Below are 15,600 nucleotides of genomic sequence, written 5' to 3' on the forward strand. Positions count from 1 at the left end.
GCCGGCTTATCCGCGTGTTTTAAGGACCGAGCATGGAGCTTAAGGACAAGGGGCAGTGGCGTACTTTCCTGGTCTCAGCCATGGACAGCCCACCGACGGTTACGCTTGCCCGGGCTATCAGGCCGGTAAGCACTGACGAATACCGGCAGGCATTGCAGAGCTTGGCGCCCGCAATCACTGAGAAGCAGCGTCGCATGCTCATCGGGCATGCCCAGGCTCCGGGCCACGCAATCACCATGTCCGAACTCGCTGCTTTGGTGGGGTTCCCGGGTTACAGCGCTGCAAATTTGCAATACGGCCTTTTGGCTGGAAAGTTGGCTGATGCCCTGAGCGTCCCGCGTCCGAGCTTTCTGGTGTACGTCCTTGCCAGTTTTGATGACGATCCAGGTACGTCTCATAGCCGAGCTCATATGTACCCCGAGCTCGTCGAGGCGCTGCAGCAACTGGGGTGGGCCGAGAGTGAGTCCGCGAATCGGGACGAGGGTTCGACCACAGATGCGGGCAGTGACTCGCTGACAATTCAGCAACTGATGATGACGCTAGAGCGCCAGGGGTTCACTCGGCCCGTGCAATCAGGCCTGAAAGTGCTACGTATGGAACATCCGTTGCTGCCTCAGCCGTTATTCGTCAAACAAAGCACCAGCGCTCAAGCTCGGCCAAAGACACCGTTGGTATTGCATCCGGATTACGAAAGCCAGCTACCTGAGCTGCTAGCCATCAGCGGTGTTGAGCGCAGCGATGGGCGTTACTACCACAACAGCAACCTGCGCGGCTTTCCCAAGCGCCGCAATGGTGGGGCGACTGATATCGCCTACGGCTTGGATCTTGGCTTTCGGCACGTCGCCGCCCTGGAGCAGTTGTTGGTGCATCTTCTGGGTAAGGCGTCAGATACTGCGACTCAGGAGCCCAGCCATACCAACGTGCTCTTGCCGAATGACTTTGGCTTGCAAGACCAGGCAGTAACCGACACCGAGCGTGACGCCCTGATCAAGGCCCGCATTGGTCAGAGTGGTTATCGCGATGATCTGTTGGCCTACTGGGGTGGCTGTGCGGTGACCGATTGCAGCGTACCGGAGCTGCTGCGCGCCTCGCATATCAAACCCTGGCGCGCTGCCAGCCCGACCGAGCGGCTCGATCCATTCAACGGCCTGCTGCTCACACCCAACCTCGATCTTGCCTTCGACCAGGGTCTGATCAGTTTCGACGACCAGGGGCAGATTCTGATAGGTGAGGATCTCGACCCCGACAGCGCCCGTGCGCTCAACATCACCCCGCATCTTCGCCTGCGCCAGATCGAGCCGCGTCACCGTGGCTACCTGGCCTGGCATCGTGAACACCTGTTTAGGAAGTAAGCATGTCCATCAGCAGCACCATCAAATCCATCCAGGACATCATGCGCAAGGACGTCGGCGTCGACGGCGACGCCCAGCGCATCGGCCAGCTCGTGTGGATGTTGTTCCTCAAGATATTCGATGACCGCGAGCAGGAGTGGGAACTGCTGGATGACGCCTATCGCTCGCCGATTCCAGAAAGCTGCCGCTGGCGCACCTGGGCTGCCGACCCGGAAGGCATTACTGGTGACGAGCTTAAGAGCTTTATCGACAACAACCTGTTCCCGCAACTGCAGAACCTTCACGAATACAGCACCACTCCAGCCGCCTACGTGGTGCGTGGCGTATTCGAGGATGCCTACAACTACATGAAATCCGGCCAGCTTATCCGCCAGGTGATCAACAAGATCCAGGAGGGCGTGGACTTCAACAAGGCGCAAGAGCGTCATGCCTTCGGCGACATGTACGAGCAGTTGCTGCGCGACCTGCAGAATGCCGGCAACGCCGGTGAGTTCTACACGCCGCGCCCGGTCACCGAATTTATGGTGCGCATGGTCGATCCCAAGCTGGACGAGAAGGTCATGGACCCGGCCTGCGGCACTGGCGGCTTCCTTACCTGCACCATCGAGCACAAGCGCCAGCGCTACGTGAATACCGCCGAGGACGAGCGCGTGCTGCAAGCCAGCATCTTCGGCGTGGAGAAAAAGCCGCTGCCGCACCTGCTGGCCACCACCAACATGATCCTGCACGGCATCGAGGTGCCCAGCCAGATCAGGCACGACAACACCCTGAGCCGCCCGCTGATTAGCTGGGGGCCGGGCGAGCGGGTCGACTGTATCGTCGCCAACCCGCCGTTCGGTGGGATGGAAGAAGATGGCATCGAAACCAACTTCCCCGCCGCCTTCCGCACCCGCGAGACCGCCGACCTGTTCCTAGTGCTGATCATGCACCTGCTCAAGGACGGCGGCCGCGCCGCCGTGGTGTTGCCGGACGGCTTCCTGTTCGGCGAAGGCATCAAGAGCCGGATCAAGGAAAAGCTGCTCACCGAGTGCAACCTGCACACCATCGTTCGCCTGCCCAACGGCGTGTTCAACCCCTACACCGGCATCAAGACCAACCTGCTGTTCTTCACCAAGGGCACGCCGACCAAGGATGTGTGGTTCTACGAGCACCAGTACCCGGCCGGTTACAAGAGCTACTCCAAGACCAAGCCCATGCGCATTGAGGAGTTCGCCGTCGAGGAAGCCTGGTGGGGCCGCGAGGCCGATGGCTTTGCCGCGCGGGTGGAAAGCGAGTTCGGCTGGAAAGTCAGCCTGGATGAGCTCAAGGCGCGCAACTGGAACCTGGACTGCAAAAACCCGCATGTGGGCGAGCAGATCAGCCATGATCCGGACGAGCTGCTGCGCGATTACGCCAAGCTGCAAGGCGAGATTGGCGAGCTGCGCGACCAGCTCAAGGCCGTGCTGGCCGAAGCACTGGAGCGCCAGGTATGACGGCGTTGCTCACCGACAACCTGCCGCTGCTGGCCGGTGCGCCCAATGGTATTAAAAAGCTGCGTGAGCTGATTCTGGAGCTGGCGGTGCGCGGCAAGCTGGTGCCGCAAGATCCGAATGATGAACCGGCCAGTGAATTGCTGAAGCGGATTGCCGAGCAAAAGGCGCGACTGGTGGAAAAGGGTGAGATCAAAAAGCAGAAGCCGATGGCAGCGATTGCTGAGGAAGAAAAGCCATACGATCTGCCAGATAGCTGGGCGTGGGTAAGGCTTCCAGAAATCTATTACTCGGTCTCGGTCAGTGGGAATAAATTGCTGTCCTCTCAGATTAGTGAAGAAGGAATTTTTCCTGTCGTCGACCAAGGGAAAAAGTTTGTTTCTGGCTTCACAGACGACGAATCTCTATTGATTCGCCTCCCTGGCCCAGTTGTTGTGTTTGGTGATCACACGACGGAACGGAAATACGTCGACTTTGATTTTGTCGCTGGGGCTGATGGCGTCAAGATTCTCAGGCCAGTTCTGCTAGATGAGAAGTTCTTCTGGTGGCATCTAGTTGGTTTAAAGCTAGAAGGCAGAGGATACGCACGGCACTTCAAAGTTTTGAATGATGCTTTCTTTGCGTTACCTCCCAAGGGCGAGCAGTCGCGCATCGTCGCCAAAGTCGATGAGCTGATGGCTCTGTGCGACCGGCTGGAAGCCCGGCAGGCCGATGCCGACAGCGCCCACGCCCAACTGGTGCAGGCGCTGCTGGATAGCCTGACCCAGGCGCGCGATGCCGAGGACTTTGCGCAAAGCTGGCAGCGCCTAGCCGAACACTTCCAAACCCTGTTTACCACCGAATCCAGCATCGACGCCCTCAAGCAAACCCTGCTGCAACTGGCCGTGATGGGCAAACTGGTGCCGCAAGATCCTAGCGATGAGCCAGCCAGTGAGTTGCTTAGCCGTATTGCTGAGGAAAAAGCGCGACTAGTAACTGAAGGCAAGCTCAAGAAGCAGAAGCTTTTGGATGAGATAGATGAGAAGGAGCAAACATTCAATTTGCCTGATGATTGGGAGTGGGTTCGCCTTGGCAGCCTGAGCCAAGTTAAAGGCGGTAAACGTTTACCTGCTGGAGCAACGTTTTCATCTTCTAGAACTCCGCATGTGTACATCCAGGTCACCAATATGAAGGGCGGCACTATTATTGATGAAAACCTTAAATATATTGATGAGGTGACCCAGGCTGCCATCAAGCAATACACCATCTCAAAGGATGACATCTACATAACTATTGCAGGCACCATTGGTGAGGTTGGCACTGTTCCTGAGCGCTTTGACAAGATGAACCTTACTGAAAACGCAGCAAAGATAGTATTCCAGAGGATCAATAAATACTGGTTGCAGCGCGCATTAAGTAGTCAGTTTGCTCAACGCCAATTCTCAGATAACACAAACCAGTTAGCTCAGCCCAAGCTAGCGCTTCATCGGATCGCTGATGCAGTTCTCGCGTTGCCACCTCTCGAGGAACAACACCGCATCGTCGCGAAAGTCGATCAGCTAATGTCGCTGTGCGACCAACTCAAAGCCCGCCTTAACCAGGCCCGCCAGGTGCATGAGCAGCTAGCCAATGCCCTGGTTGAGCAGGCCATGGCCTAGGCAACAGGAGTGCAGGGATGCCCATTCGCACCCAGATCTGGACCGTCGGCGCGCAGCCCGCGCCGCTGAAAAATGCCGTGTTGGCCAGCGAGCAGTTTCTTGAAGAAATGATCGTCAGTGCCCCGGCGCTGCTCTCCGAGGACTGGCTGCTGATCGGCCGCCAGGAAAGCACCGGCCAGGGCGGGCGTATCGACCTGCTGGCGCTGGCGCCGGATGCCTCATTGGTGCTGATCGAACTCAAGCGCGAGCGCACCCCGCGCGAGGTGGTGGCGCAGGCGCTGGACTATGCGGTGTGGGTCGAGCGCTTGCAGGCCAACGAGATCGAGGCCATCTATCAGCGCTTCAAGCCGCAGGGCGATCTTGCCGCCGACTTCCAGACTCGTTTCGGCACGCCGCTGGAGGCCGAGGCGCTGAACCAGAGCCATCAGATCGTTATCGTCGCCGCCGAGCTGGATGCCAGCAGCGAGCGCATCGTCGGCTACCTGAGCGAGCGCGATATCGCCATCAACGTGCTGTGCTTTCAGGTGTTTCAGTTGAGCGAGCAGCAACTGATCAGCCGCGCCTGGCTGCTCGACCCAACCGAGGCGCCGCAGGCCAGCAGCGCCAGTAAGCCCGGCATGCCGGCCGAACCCTGGAATGGTGAGTTCTATGGCTCCTTTGGCCACAGCAGCACGCGCGACTGGGCCGAGGCGCGGCATTTCGGTTTCATCTGCGGCGGTGGCGGCAGTTGGTACAGCAACAGCCTGAAGATGCTCGCTCCCGGCGACCGTGTATGGGTCAACGTGCCCGGCGCCGGTTACGTGGGCGTGGCCAAGGTCACCGGCCACGCTACCCCGGCCAGGGACTTCTGCCTGCTGCACAACGGCGAGGAACGCCCGGCGTTGGACGTGCTGCAGGCGGACTACCACCGCGAGTTCGTCGACGACCCCGAGCGCTGCGAATACTTCGTGCCGGTGCAGTGGCTGCACAGCCTGCCGCTGAACGAGGCAGTAAAGGAGGTCGGCCTGTTCGGCAACCAGAACACCATCTGCCGCCCGACCACGCCGAAATGGCGGTGGACGGTGGAGCGCTTGAAGGAGCGCTTCGCGCTCTGAACGCTTTGTTGAGATTTATCCCGTAACCGATGCAGTGATTGGAAGCTTTGCCATGATGGATCTGCTGAAACACCTGATCCCCGACTTCGCCCACATGTTCAGTGCCAATCCCAACGGCATCAGTGCCTGGTTTTGGTCTGCGACGGCACTGATTTTCGTCCTGTCGCTGTACTTTCTGTCTGTGCACTTTCGCCATTTTCGTACCCGGCTGCGTGCCCTGCGTTCTTTGCTTGAAGGGCAAAGCAAGGAAACCCTGGCGCTTAGCCGGCGCGAAACCATGCAAAAGGCGCAGGGTTTGGATGCGCCCAATGTCGGCATGCTGTGGCGTGAGTTCGACGAAAGCCTGGTGCTGTCGTCCGATCAGAAGCATCTGTTCAATACGCTGGATGCCGAGCATTTCTTCAATGCCCGAACCTTGGCTCCCGGCCTGACAGCCAGCCGCTTGCTGGCTGCTGCACCGAGCTTCCTGGTGGCCATTGGTGTGCTCGGAACATTCGTGGGCCTGACGGTGGGGCTGGAAGGATTGGTCGGCACCTCGGATGAGATCGAGTCGCTCAAGGGCGGTATCAACAAGCTGATTTCCGGTGCTGCCGTAGCTTTCATGACGTCGGTATGGGGGGTGTTCTTCAGCCTATTACTGAACTTTGTCGAAAAGATGTTCGAGCGTTCAGCGCTGGGCCAGATCCAGCAGCTGCAGCACGACATCGATTTCCTCTATCCGCGTATTCCCGCCGAGCAGTCGCTGGTGCATATCGCCGAGTACGGCAAGGAGAGCAAGGAAGCGCTGCAGGAGCTGCACGAGCGTATTGGCGATCGTCTGCAGGAAACGCTCAATGGCATGAGCGAAGCGATGCAGACGGCGCTGACCGATGCCCTGAACAACATAATGGCGCCAGCCATTCAGACCCTGGTCAGCACCACCAGCCAGCAGTCCACGCAGGTGCTGGAAAAGCTGGTGGGTAATTTCATGGACGGCATGACCTCTGTGGGCCGTGAGCAGGGCTTGCAGATGCAGCAGGCGGCGGCTGACGTGAACGCTGCCGTCAGTGGAATGAGTGAGCGCTTGAACCAACTGTTCAGCACCCTGAGTGAACAGCAGGGTCGACAGATGGAAGTGGCTCAGCAACAGAGTGCGGCCTTCGAGACGCAGCTGCAGCGCATCAGTGGTTCTGCCGAAGAGCGCCAGGCACAGATGGAGCAACGCTTTGCTGAGTTGATGTCGGGGCTGACGAACCAGTTGCAGACCCAGTTGGGTACTGCCCAGCAGCGCGACGAGGAGCGCCAGGTGCTGTTCGAGCGCCTGCTTGGCCAGGCTAGCAGCAGCCAGATGGCGATGTTGGAGCAATTTTCCAGCTCAACCCGCGAGCAGATGCAAGCGATGGCTGAGGCGGGCAACGAGCGCCACAGCATTCTGGAGAAGGTGTTCTCTCGTTTGATGATGAACCTCAACACCCAGCTCGATTCACAAATGGGCGCGGCAGAGCAGCGCGAGCAGGCACGCCAACAACGCTTTCAGGAGCAGCTCGATCAGGTGTCGACCCATCAACAGGAACTGCTCTCAGGTCTGGCCAGCGCTGTGCAGGCGACCCAGCAGCAAAGCCGCCTAATGGCGGATCAGCATCAACAGTTGCTGGGCCAGCTCAAGCAGGTATCGGAAGCGACTGCACAAAGCAGCAAACATCTGGACAGCAGTGCGAATCAGCTTGGGCTTCTATCCGCGAATCTGCGCCAGGCCGCCGATACCTTGGGGCAGCGACTGGAGGCCGTTACTCATGGTGTCGAGAAAGCCGGCCAGCAGAACGCCGAATTGGCAGCTCAGTTGCAAAGCCAGGCCGCTACCCTGGCGCAGTTGCAGGCCACGTTGCTTGAGGGGGCGCAGCGTTTCGAGCAAGCAGCAGGTGAGGCGCGTAATGGCTTTGGAGAGATGAAATCCGCTCAGCAGGAGTTTCTCTCTGGCGTACGCCACGAATTCACCGCGCTGGGTGAAAAGCTACGTGAGCAGGTCGAGGCGGTAGAGAAGCAAGCCGAGGAGTGGCTGCGCAGCTATGCCGGCGAAGTACGGATGCAGATCGATGACCGCATGAACAAGTGGAACGAGGTATCGCTCAGCTACGCCGACCAGATGCATCGAACGGTGCAAGCCATGAGCAGCATTCTGGATGAGCTGGAGGCACGCTGATGCGCCTCGGTAAATCCAAGGAAGTGAGCGTCGACGAAGAGAACCCTTATTGGATGTCCTTCTCGGACATCATGTCGGCGCTATTGGTGATCTTCATTCTGGCTTCGGTGATTCTGATCCTGCAGTTGATGGAAATTCAGCGTGAGCTGAAAGAGCGCCAGGTGCAGTTCGAGCAGGAACTGGTCGAGCTGAAAAAAGCAGAGCAGGTGCGCCGCACTATTCTTGATGAGGCCGTGGAGGCCCTGCGCGAGCGCGGCATCAAGGTCGAGGTGAGCGAGAACCATACGGTCCTGAGTATTCCCAACGATCTGCTGGGTTTCGACACCGGTGCCTATGACATACATGCCGCCTATCAGGCGCGTGCTCTGGAGATCGGCAAGGTCATCAATGAGGTGATCTCGCGAGAGGATCGAGTCGAGTTCCTCGATACGATCTTCATCGAGGGGCATACGGACAATCGTCCGCTCCAGGGCTTTATGGGCAAAGGCAACTGGGGGCTCTCAACCTTCCGTGCCATTTCTCTCTGGCAGTTCTGGGGCAGCGCGCTGTCCGCCGATGAGCAACTGGCAAGGCTGAAGAATAAGGATGGCAAGCCACTGTTCTCGGTTAGCGGTTACGGCGAAACCCGCCCCGTTCTGGTCGACCAGCAGACTGAGGATGACTTCAAGCGCAACCGACGCATCGATATCCGCTTCACCATTCGTCGTCCCGACAGCGCTCAGTACGAGCAGGTGCGTGAGCGTCTGGAGGAGGTCAAGCCGTGAAGTTGCCTCCTGTTCACATGCCGGTCGCTGAATGGGCGCCCGTGGTGCGGGAGCGATGGACGGTGCTGGTCGAAAAGGTCGCTCGAATGAAGGCCGCAAGTGGCAAGAGCGATGCCTTTGACGCCATGTTGGCACGATTGCGCGACATGGCGAGTACGGGGCGTTTCGACGGCCTGCCTGAGCTGCTAAAACGTCGTCTCACTGCGCGTGCGTTGACCTGGTTGTGGCTCAACGACGAGGCCATGGGTAGGCGTTTGCTTAGTTCGCGTCTGCTTTCGGTGCTGGTCGATGCTCAGCAGCCGAGGCTGACACGTATCACCTTGCAGCAGTTGGCTCAGTTTTACTTTCGTCGCTTCGACAAGCTGGATGAGCACGATGGGCTGCGTGAGCAGCTTGAGCAGATTTTGCTCCAGCAACTGCATTTAATGCCCGAGCCCAAAGTAAGTGGCCCCCAGACTGATCCGCTGGTAACCCTCAAGCGTGATGGTCATTGGTTGTTGCCGCCTGACGGGCCAGTCCAGCTAGTTGAGCGGGTACGCGACAGTGGCCATGAGCTGGGCGAGACCTTTGAGGTCATGGGATTGCAGGGCTTTGATGACGGGCGTTATGGCGATATCTGCCGGGCCCACTTCTACCTGGAAACCTTACGAGGGCTTTCGCCCGGTGAATACGATCCCGTGCTGGATGAGTTGCAGAAGCCCGCTGTGTCCAAGGCTCCGTACGAGGGCGAGCGTCGTATCGGTCATATTGCGCTGGAGATTCTGATCGATCGCGCCGGTCAGGAACCGGGGGAGGTCTGGCAGAACTTTATTCTCAATCTGGCGGGGGATCCGCGGATCGCAAGTACCGCAGCCAACTACCGTGAGTGGTGGCAACCACTTGGTGAGGCGCGTATCCAGAAGGTGCGTGGTTGGTTGTCTAAGGAAGACCTTCGGTTGTTCCTGCAGGCGGTTGAGCAATATGGCTTGGAGTCGGGAAAGGAAGATCTCAAGCGTATGTTCCCGGCGCGCAAACTGTTCTTGGAGGGATTGTTTGCGCTCGGCTTGATCCGACATACGAGGTTGATGCTTGGCCGCAATGCCAAGCTGTCGGTGAAGCGTATTCTCGGAAGTGAGGTAAAAACCAGCTTCGCGGGCATGGATTCAGCCATGAGCGACAAGGCGGTGATCTATCTCGATTGTGGCGACTTCCATCTGGTCGAGGGCTCCCATAGTTTCAAAATTTGGGTTTACCTCGGCCAGCCAGGGCATTGGGTCAAGTCGTATGAGCGAAATCAGTTCTCGCACTTCGATCTGACAACGTCGTTGCCTAATCAATACAAGGCAGCCTACCCAAGCCTTCCCTACGAGGCAGTGACCCATAACGGTTCCTGGCAGCGTAAGGTGTTCGATTTCCTGGCGGATAACGGTATTGCGCTGGATATCGAAAAATTGCTTAGCCGGTCGGAGTACAAGGCATATTTGAGCAAATACGGCCTACCCGTCGTGAGGGGCAAGAAAGCGCGCGTTGAGCCACTGGTTCAGCAAAGCGCGAAGTCTGATTCGGCCCCAGTTTCTCAGGGTGGAGCAACCGGCTCTGTGTCCGCGCATCGTATGGCTGAACCGCGTCCTCCTGCTGTGGATGCTTTTGCCTCAGAAGCTCCAAGAGCCTCCGGCACCGAACTGACCGACACGCAATTATCGATTCTGGCCTACCTGTCCAAGCACCCGGAAAGCTTGATGGGAGATATTCGTCGAGCCCTAGAAGGCGATGAAGCACTCTTTTACGAGATCCAGGACGCTCTTCGAGGCAGTATTTCAAGCTACGTCCAACAGAACGAAGTCTTCCAATGGTCCCTATCCAGCAAGGGAGAGGCATTGTTGCGTAAAGCGGATTTAGATCCTGCACCCAACACCTCTGATGCAGACCAGCAACCTTTAAAGGCTACTTTGCAGCATTTGGGGACGTTTGACTTGCAGGTGCTGTGGTACTTCAAAAATAACCCAGGCGACAAGGTGCGCCACGCAGCGAACGTTTTCGGCGTCGAGGCGCGGGTGATTAATCAGGTGCTTTACGGTTCGTTGAAGGGCATGTGTGTGCAGGACAAGCAGTTCGGCTGGTCCGTTAATGAAACGACTCGCCTCTCACTTGAAGCGTTGGATAAACAGGACAGGGCTGAATAATGGGATTGATGGATATTTTCCGCTCGCTGATTGGTGAGCGGGACGGAGCGCTCAGTACCCAGCAAGGCTTTCAGTCTCAGCCTGATTCCAATGGCTTGAATTTCTATCTGCCCTTGCCGGCCTTCAAGGCACTGCAAGCCGGGCAGGGCAGTGCTTTAGAAAAAATTCAGCTGATAGTGCTCAACATGCTGGTTGAGCAAGGGGTTGCCGAAAACACGGCCAACGGTTTTCACATCGGTGCAGAAGATATTGCCGGGATGGATTTGGAGCAGGCGGAGATCCTGCGCTTGCCAAGACGTCTGGCCGGACGCTTTCTCACTTCGATTAGTGGGCGCACGGGCAACAGTGGTTTTCGTGTGGCGATCACGCTGGAAATGCCGGACGGCCCTGCCAGCTTCAATCGCAAAGGCCCCTATCTGTATCTAACCAGCAGCGAGTGCTATTGGCTGACGCCGGCTGAAATGATGGGGTTGCAGGCTTGGGAGCGGCATGAGTCTTTAGGCCCAGAACAGCGAGGAGAGGCGGCTAATCTGCGCCTGATGGCCGAGCTGCAGACCGCTGCGCGCAGCGGGATGCGTATTGATCTTAGCCACTTTGAGCGGCTGGATGTCGTGGTGCCTCAGAACATCGGAGTTATCGCTACGCGTTTACCGGACGGCAGCCTCCAACTCTGCCCGAGCCTGGGGGATGGTTCCAGTGCTGACCAGCTGGAAAAACGCTGGTCGCAGTTGGATATGACTGCCGATGGCGGTGTACTGCGCATCGATAATCGCGTACTGCTGCTGGATCAGGCGCGGATGGATGGCATCCGCAATGTGCTGGCTAAAAAACGTATCCCGGCTGATCAGGTCAACGAGTTTATAGCCACGCCAACGGCGTTTCTCGATGCTGCGCTGGTCAATCTTGAGGTGGGCTTCTCTACCCGGGTTGCGGGTATTGGCAAACTTCAGCACATGGATTTCGGTGTGCTGGATGCAACCAAGAATGACTGGTTTGCGCTGGATAAGCGCCCGGCACCTGCAGCGATCCTGAGCAAGCTGATTCAGTCTCCTGAGGATTTGCAGCGCTTCGAGGAGGTACTGCAGGCGGCTAATGAACAGGGCGCGACGAGTCTGTCGTTTGCTGGCGAGGTGATCGATATCTCTGACGCGCCGACTGTTCAGCAAGAGCTGGCCAGGGCTCGCCAGAACATGGCTCATGTGAGCGATAGCGAGCCGCACAGCGAGGAGGGTGTTCTCCCTGGGGAGGACAAGGAGAAAGTCGGGGTCATTCTGAAGGATGCCGACGAGATTAATTCTGCGCTGTTGCGTAAGGCTGCTGCTGCGAAGCCGCTGGTGGTGCCAGATTGGTCGGCCTATGCCCGGGAGCCGTTCCCTCATCAGCGTGAGGGGATCGAGTGGATGCTGAAGCTGATGGGCGCAGCGTTGCAGGATGAAACTGATGATCTCTATCGCCTGCAGGGTGGTTTGCTTGCAGATGACATGGGGCTCGGCAAGACATACATGTCGCTGGTCGCAGTCGGGGAGTATCTGGCCAGTCAGCGCGCAGCTGACAAGCCGCAGAAGCCGGTTCTGGTGGTGGCGCCACTGAGTCTGCTGGAAAACTGGGAGGATGAAGTCGGTAAGACCTTCGCCAGCATCCCGTTCCGCGATGTGGTGGTGCTGCAGTCGGGGCGTAGTCTGCGTGACTATCGTGTCAAAGGTGCTGAGCGTGAATCGGTGCAGTTGGCGTCGATGATTGATGACAGCAGCGGCATGCTGGATGAGCAGAGCATTCGCTATGCACTGCATGTGGGGCCGGAGGCAGGCGTGCATCGTCTGGACATGGACCGTCGCTTGGTGCTCACGACCTATCAGACCCTGCGTGATTATCAGTTCTCCTTGTGCCGAATCGACTGGGGCATGGTCATCTTCGACGAGGCGCAGAACATCAAGAACCCCAATGCACTGCAGACTATTGCCGCTAAAGGGCTCAAGGCGGATTTCAAACTGTTGGCGACTGGAACACCGGTAGAAAATAGCCTGGGCGATTTCTGGTGCCTGATGCATACGGTGCAGCCTGGCTTACTTGGTGGCTGGGAAAGCTTCCGCGATACCTGGATCAAGCCAATTCTGGCTGCAAGCGATGAAGAGCGTGATGAGGTACGGGCGCGTTTGGGCGAGCAGCTGCGGCGTGCTGTAGGCATATTCATGTTGCGGCGGGTTAAAGAAGATCAGCTCAAAGGCCTGCCAGCCAAGACTATTCTCAGTGGTGTCGAGCAAGCCGATCATGGCCTGCAACGGTATGCGGCGCAGTTGGGTGTGGTGATGAAAGGCATCCAGTTGCAGGCCTACGACGAAGTCCTCGACAGCTATCGGGCTCGTCGTGCAAGCGCTGAGGATATGCGTGGTACCGCACTGGCGGCTTTGACTCAGCTTCGCTCCATTTCCCTGCACCCACGGCTGGAGAATGAGTCGGCGCTGTACAGCGAGGATGGCAAGCAGGCGCGACAACTGATGATAGAGTCCGGCAAGCTGGCGGTGCTGCTGCAGTTACTCGATGAGATCAGTAGCAAGGGTGAAAAGGTCATCCTGTTCATGATGACCAAGCGCCTGCAGCGAGTCCTCAAGCTTTGGCTAGATCAGATCTATGACCTGAATGTGGCGGTGATCAATGGTGACACCCAGGCTGTGGCGAGTCGCGCCGAGGATATGACGCGCAAGAAGCTAATTGCCGAGTTTGAAGCGAAAAGTGGCTTCAACATCCTGATCATGTCGCCAGTAGCCGCTGGTGTCGGTTTGACGGTGATTGGGGCCAACCATGTGGTGCATTTAGAGCGCCATTGGAACCCGGCTAAAGAAGCGCAAGCGTCCGATCGGGTTTACCGGATCGGCCAAACCAAGCCTGTGTTCATCCATCTGCCTGCCGTCACTCACCCCCAGTTTGATTCATTCGATGTGCACCTCGACCGCTTATTGCGCGGAAAGCTGATGCTTAAAGACGCGGTAGTGACACCAGAGGCGGTTAGTGAAAGTGAGATGATTCAATCGATGGGGCTCTGATTGGGACACAGGCGCTGTTTTGCAATCGAACTCTGAATTTAAGATTCGGAGCTCAGATAGCTGGTACTTCAGGCATTGGCTGATAGCCGACGTCCTTCATCGGGGCAAAAAATAAGTCATGCCGCGTACCCGTAGGTACGAGGCATGTGTTTGCACAAAAGTCAGTCACTGGCTCGGCAGACCACACTCTTCAAGGATCTGACGGATCATGTAGTAATCCTCCAGCGGTGCGCCTATTTTGCTCTCAATGGCATTGACGGCGTCGTCGTGGCAGGCGTCGGTGCTGTATTTGGCGATGTTTACCAAAGGCTCGTAAGGTGCGTCGCCTCTGTCCGGTCCAACATCTCCATGGTATGCAGTGGCGTGACCATTGCTGTCATAGCCTAGGTACCAACCCGATTCGATGATGAAGTAACCGTTGGCTCCTTTACCTACCATCGTGCCCTTCGGAAACCCTGGCTGATTCGAGGTAAGCGTACGGCTAACTCACATTGCGTAAATCAGGCCGGTACCCACTGATGCGGTGGCAATTGCCCGATCTCACTGGCCCGCTGCGTCGACAACCGCGTCAGAACATCTTTGAGATAGGCATACGGATCATGCCCATTCATGCGCGCCGACTGGATCAAGCTCATAATCGCCGCAGCCCGTTTGCCACTGCGCAGCGACCCGGCAAACAACCAGTTCGAGCGCCCGAGTGCCCATGGCCGGATCTGGTTCTCCGCCTGATTGTTGTCGATGGGCACAGCCCCATCGTCCAGGTAGCGCGTCAGCGCTACCCAGCGTTTCAGGCTGTAATCGAGGGCTTTGGCCGTGGCTGATCCGTTGGGCGCCAAGTCGCGCTGGGCCAACATCCAGTCATGCAGTGTTTTGCTGATCGGTACCGCCATTTCCTGACGTAGTCGCCAACGGTCTTCGTTGCTCATATCCCGAGCCTGGCGTTCAATCTCGTACAAAGCGCCAATCGAGTGCAGCGCCTGTTCCGCCAACAGGCTTTTGTTCGCGACATGCAGGTCGAAGAACTTGCGGCGAGCATGAGCCATGCAGCCGATTTCAGTGATGCCTTGCTCAAAACCGGCCTTGTATCCAGCGAAATCGTCGCAGACCAGCTTGCCGTTCCAGTCGCCCAGGAAGTTACGTGCATGTTCTCCGGCACGGCTTGGGCTGAAGTCGTAAACCACCGCTTTGAGCGCCGAAAACGGTGTAGCGCTATACGCCCAGACGTAGGCCCGGTGGGTTTTCTTCTCGCCTGGCGCAAGCATTTGAACCGGTGTTTCGTCAGCGTGAATCACGCCCTGGTTCAGCACCGCTTCACGCAGTGCATCGACCAGCGGCTGGAGTCGCACGCCGGTTTGCCCGACCCACTGGGCCAAGGTCGAACGAGCGATTGCCAGCCCGGCGCGACCAAAGATTTTCTCCTGCCGGTAGAGCGGCAAGTGATCGGCGAACTTGGCACCATCACGTGGGCCAACAGGCCTGCGGTTGGAAACCTTTGTCGATGACCTGCGCGGGCACTGGGTGCTTTCTGGCTCGTGATGAATCACAGTGCGCGGAAACTGCGGCGGCAATGGCACACGTTTGGGCGATTGCCGTGGCTCGGCCTGTGACGAAGCGGGAAGAAGCTGTTTTAGCTCGGCCTCGATAGCGTCAAGGTCTGTATCGAGCAGGTCATCCAGCAAGCTGCCTTGCGCCGGGCTGATTTGCTCGCTGCGCTTAGCAAACTTGTGGCGTTTGAGCAGGGCGATTTCGAACTTGAACTGATCGACGAGGATTTCATCGTTCTGGATCTTCCTGCTCATCGCCTCGACTTGAGACTGCAACTGCAACGTCTGTGCCGCCAAGGCACGAAGCTGTTCCGGGGTCATCTGATCGAGGTTGGGCGAGAAAGTCATGTCGCCGATT

General features: G+C 57.8%; 9 protein-coding genes and 1 pseudogene. 8 read left to right on the forward strand and 2 right to left on the reverse strand.

What is annotated here, in order from left to right; genetic code table 11:
- The first annotated feature begins 32 nt into the window (after positions 1-32).
- The 8 genes from K8374_RS02870 to K8374_RS02905 are packed head-to-tail and all read left to right on the forward strand — an operon-like array spanning position 33 to position 13,698.
- The gene (locus K8374_RS02870; RefSeq protein ID WP_224457857.1) at positions 33-1,352 is read left to right on the forward strand and encodes an HNH endonuclease; all 1,320 of its coding nucleotides are present in this window, start codon (positions 33-35) and stop codon (positions 1,350-1,352) included.
- Positions 1,353-1,354: 2 nt separating this feature from the next.
- Positions 1,355-2,824 carry a type I restriction-modification system subunit M gene (locus K8374_RS02875; RefSeq protein WP_224457858.1) on the forward strand — a complete coding sequence of 490 codons (1,470 nt, stop codon included), beginning with the start codon at positions 1,355-1,357 and terminating at the stop codon, positions 2,822-2,824.
- Entirely contained in the window at positions 2,821-4,458 is a 1,638-nt protein-coding gene (locus K8374_RS02880) for a restriction endonuclease subunit S (RefSeq protein ID WP_224457859.1), read from the forward strand. Before K8374_RS02875 ends, K8374_RS02880 begins: the two co-directional genes overlap by 4 nt.
- 17 nt (positions 4,459-4,475) lie before the next feature.
- The gene (locus K8374_RS02885; protein ID WP_224457860.1) at positions 4,476-5,552 is read left to right on the forward strand and encodes an endonuclease NucS domain-containing protein; all 1,077 of its coding nucleotides are present in this window, start codon (positions 4,476-4,478) and stop codon (positions 5,550-5,552) included.
- 52 nt (positions 5,553-5,604) lie between these two features.
- Positions 5,605-7,731 carry an anti-phage ZorAB system protein ZorA gene (gene zorA / locus K8374_RS02890; protein WP_224457861.1) on the forward strand — a complete coding sequence of 709 codons (2,127 nt, stop codon included), beginning with the start codon at positions 5,605-5,607 and terminating at the stop codon, positions 7,729-7,731.
- On the forward strand, positions 7,731-8,495 hold the full coding sequence (locus K8374_RS02895; RefSeq protein ID WP_224457862.1) for a flagellar motor protein MotB: 765 nt from the start codon (positions 7,731-7,733) through the stop codon (positions 8,493-8,495). Before zorA ends, K8374_RS02895 begins: the two co-directional genes overlap by 1 nt.
- Positions 8,492-10,657, forward strand: a complete 2,166-nt coding sequence (locus K8374_RS02900) for an EH signature domain-containing protein (RefSeq protein ID WP_224457863.1) — start codon at positions 8,492-8,494, stop codon at positions 10,655-10,657. Before K8374_RS02895 ends, K8374_RS02900 begins: the two co-directional genes overlap by 4 nt.
- Positions 10,657-13,698, forward strand: coding sequence for a DEAD/DEAH box helicase (locus tag K8374_RS02905; RefSeq protein ID WP_224457864.1), 3,042 nt, complete (start codon positions 10,657-10,659; stop codon positions 13,696-13,698). The genes K8374_RS02900 and K8374_RS02905 overlap by 1 nt, the downstream gene beginning before the upstream one ends.
- A gap of 165 nt (positions 13,699-13,863) precedes the next feature.
- Here the strand turns inward: K8374_RS02905 and K8374_RS02910 are convergent, their stop codons facing one another.
- Positions 13,864-14,136 carry a hypothetical protein gene (locus K8374_RS02910; protein WP_224457865.1) on the reverse strand — a complete coding sequence of 91 codons (273 nt, stop codon included), beginning with the start codon at positions 14,134-14,136 and terminating at the stop codon, positions 13,864-13,866.
- A gap of 62 nt (positions 14,137-14,198) precedes the next feature.
- Positions 14,199-15,590: pseudogene (gene tnpC, locus K8374_RS02915) on the reverse strand (IS66 family transposase).
- Positions 15,591-15,600: the final 10 nt, after the last annotated feature.

The sequence above is a fragment of the Pseudomonas sp. p1(2021b) genome, from assembly GCF_020151015.1.
GTDB lineage: Bacteria > Pseudomonadota > Gammaproteobacteria > Pseudomonadales > Pseudomonadaceae > Aquipseudomonas > Aquipseudomonas putida_K.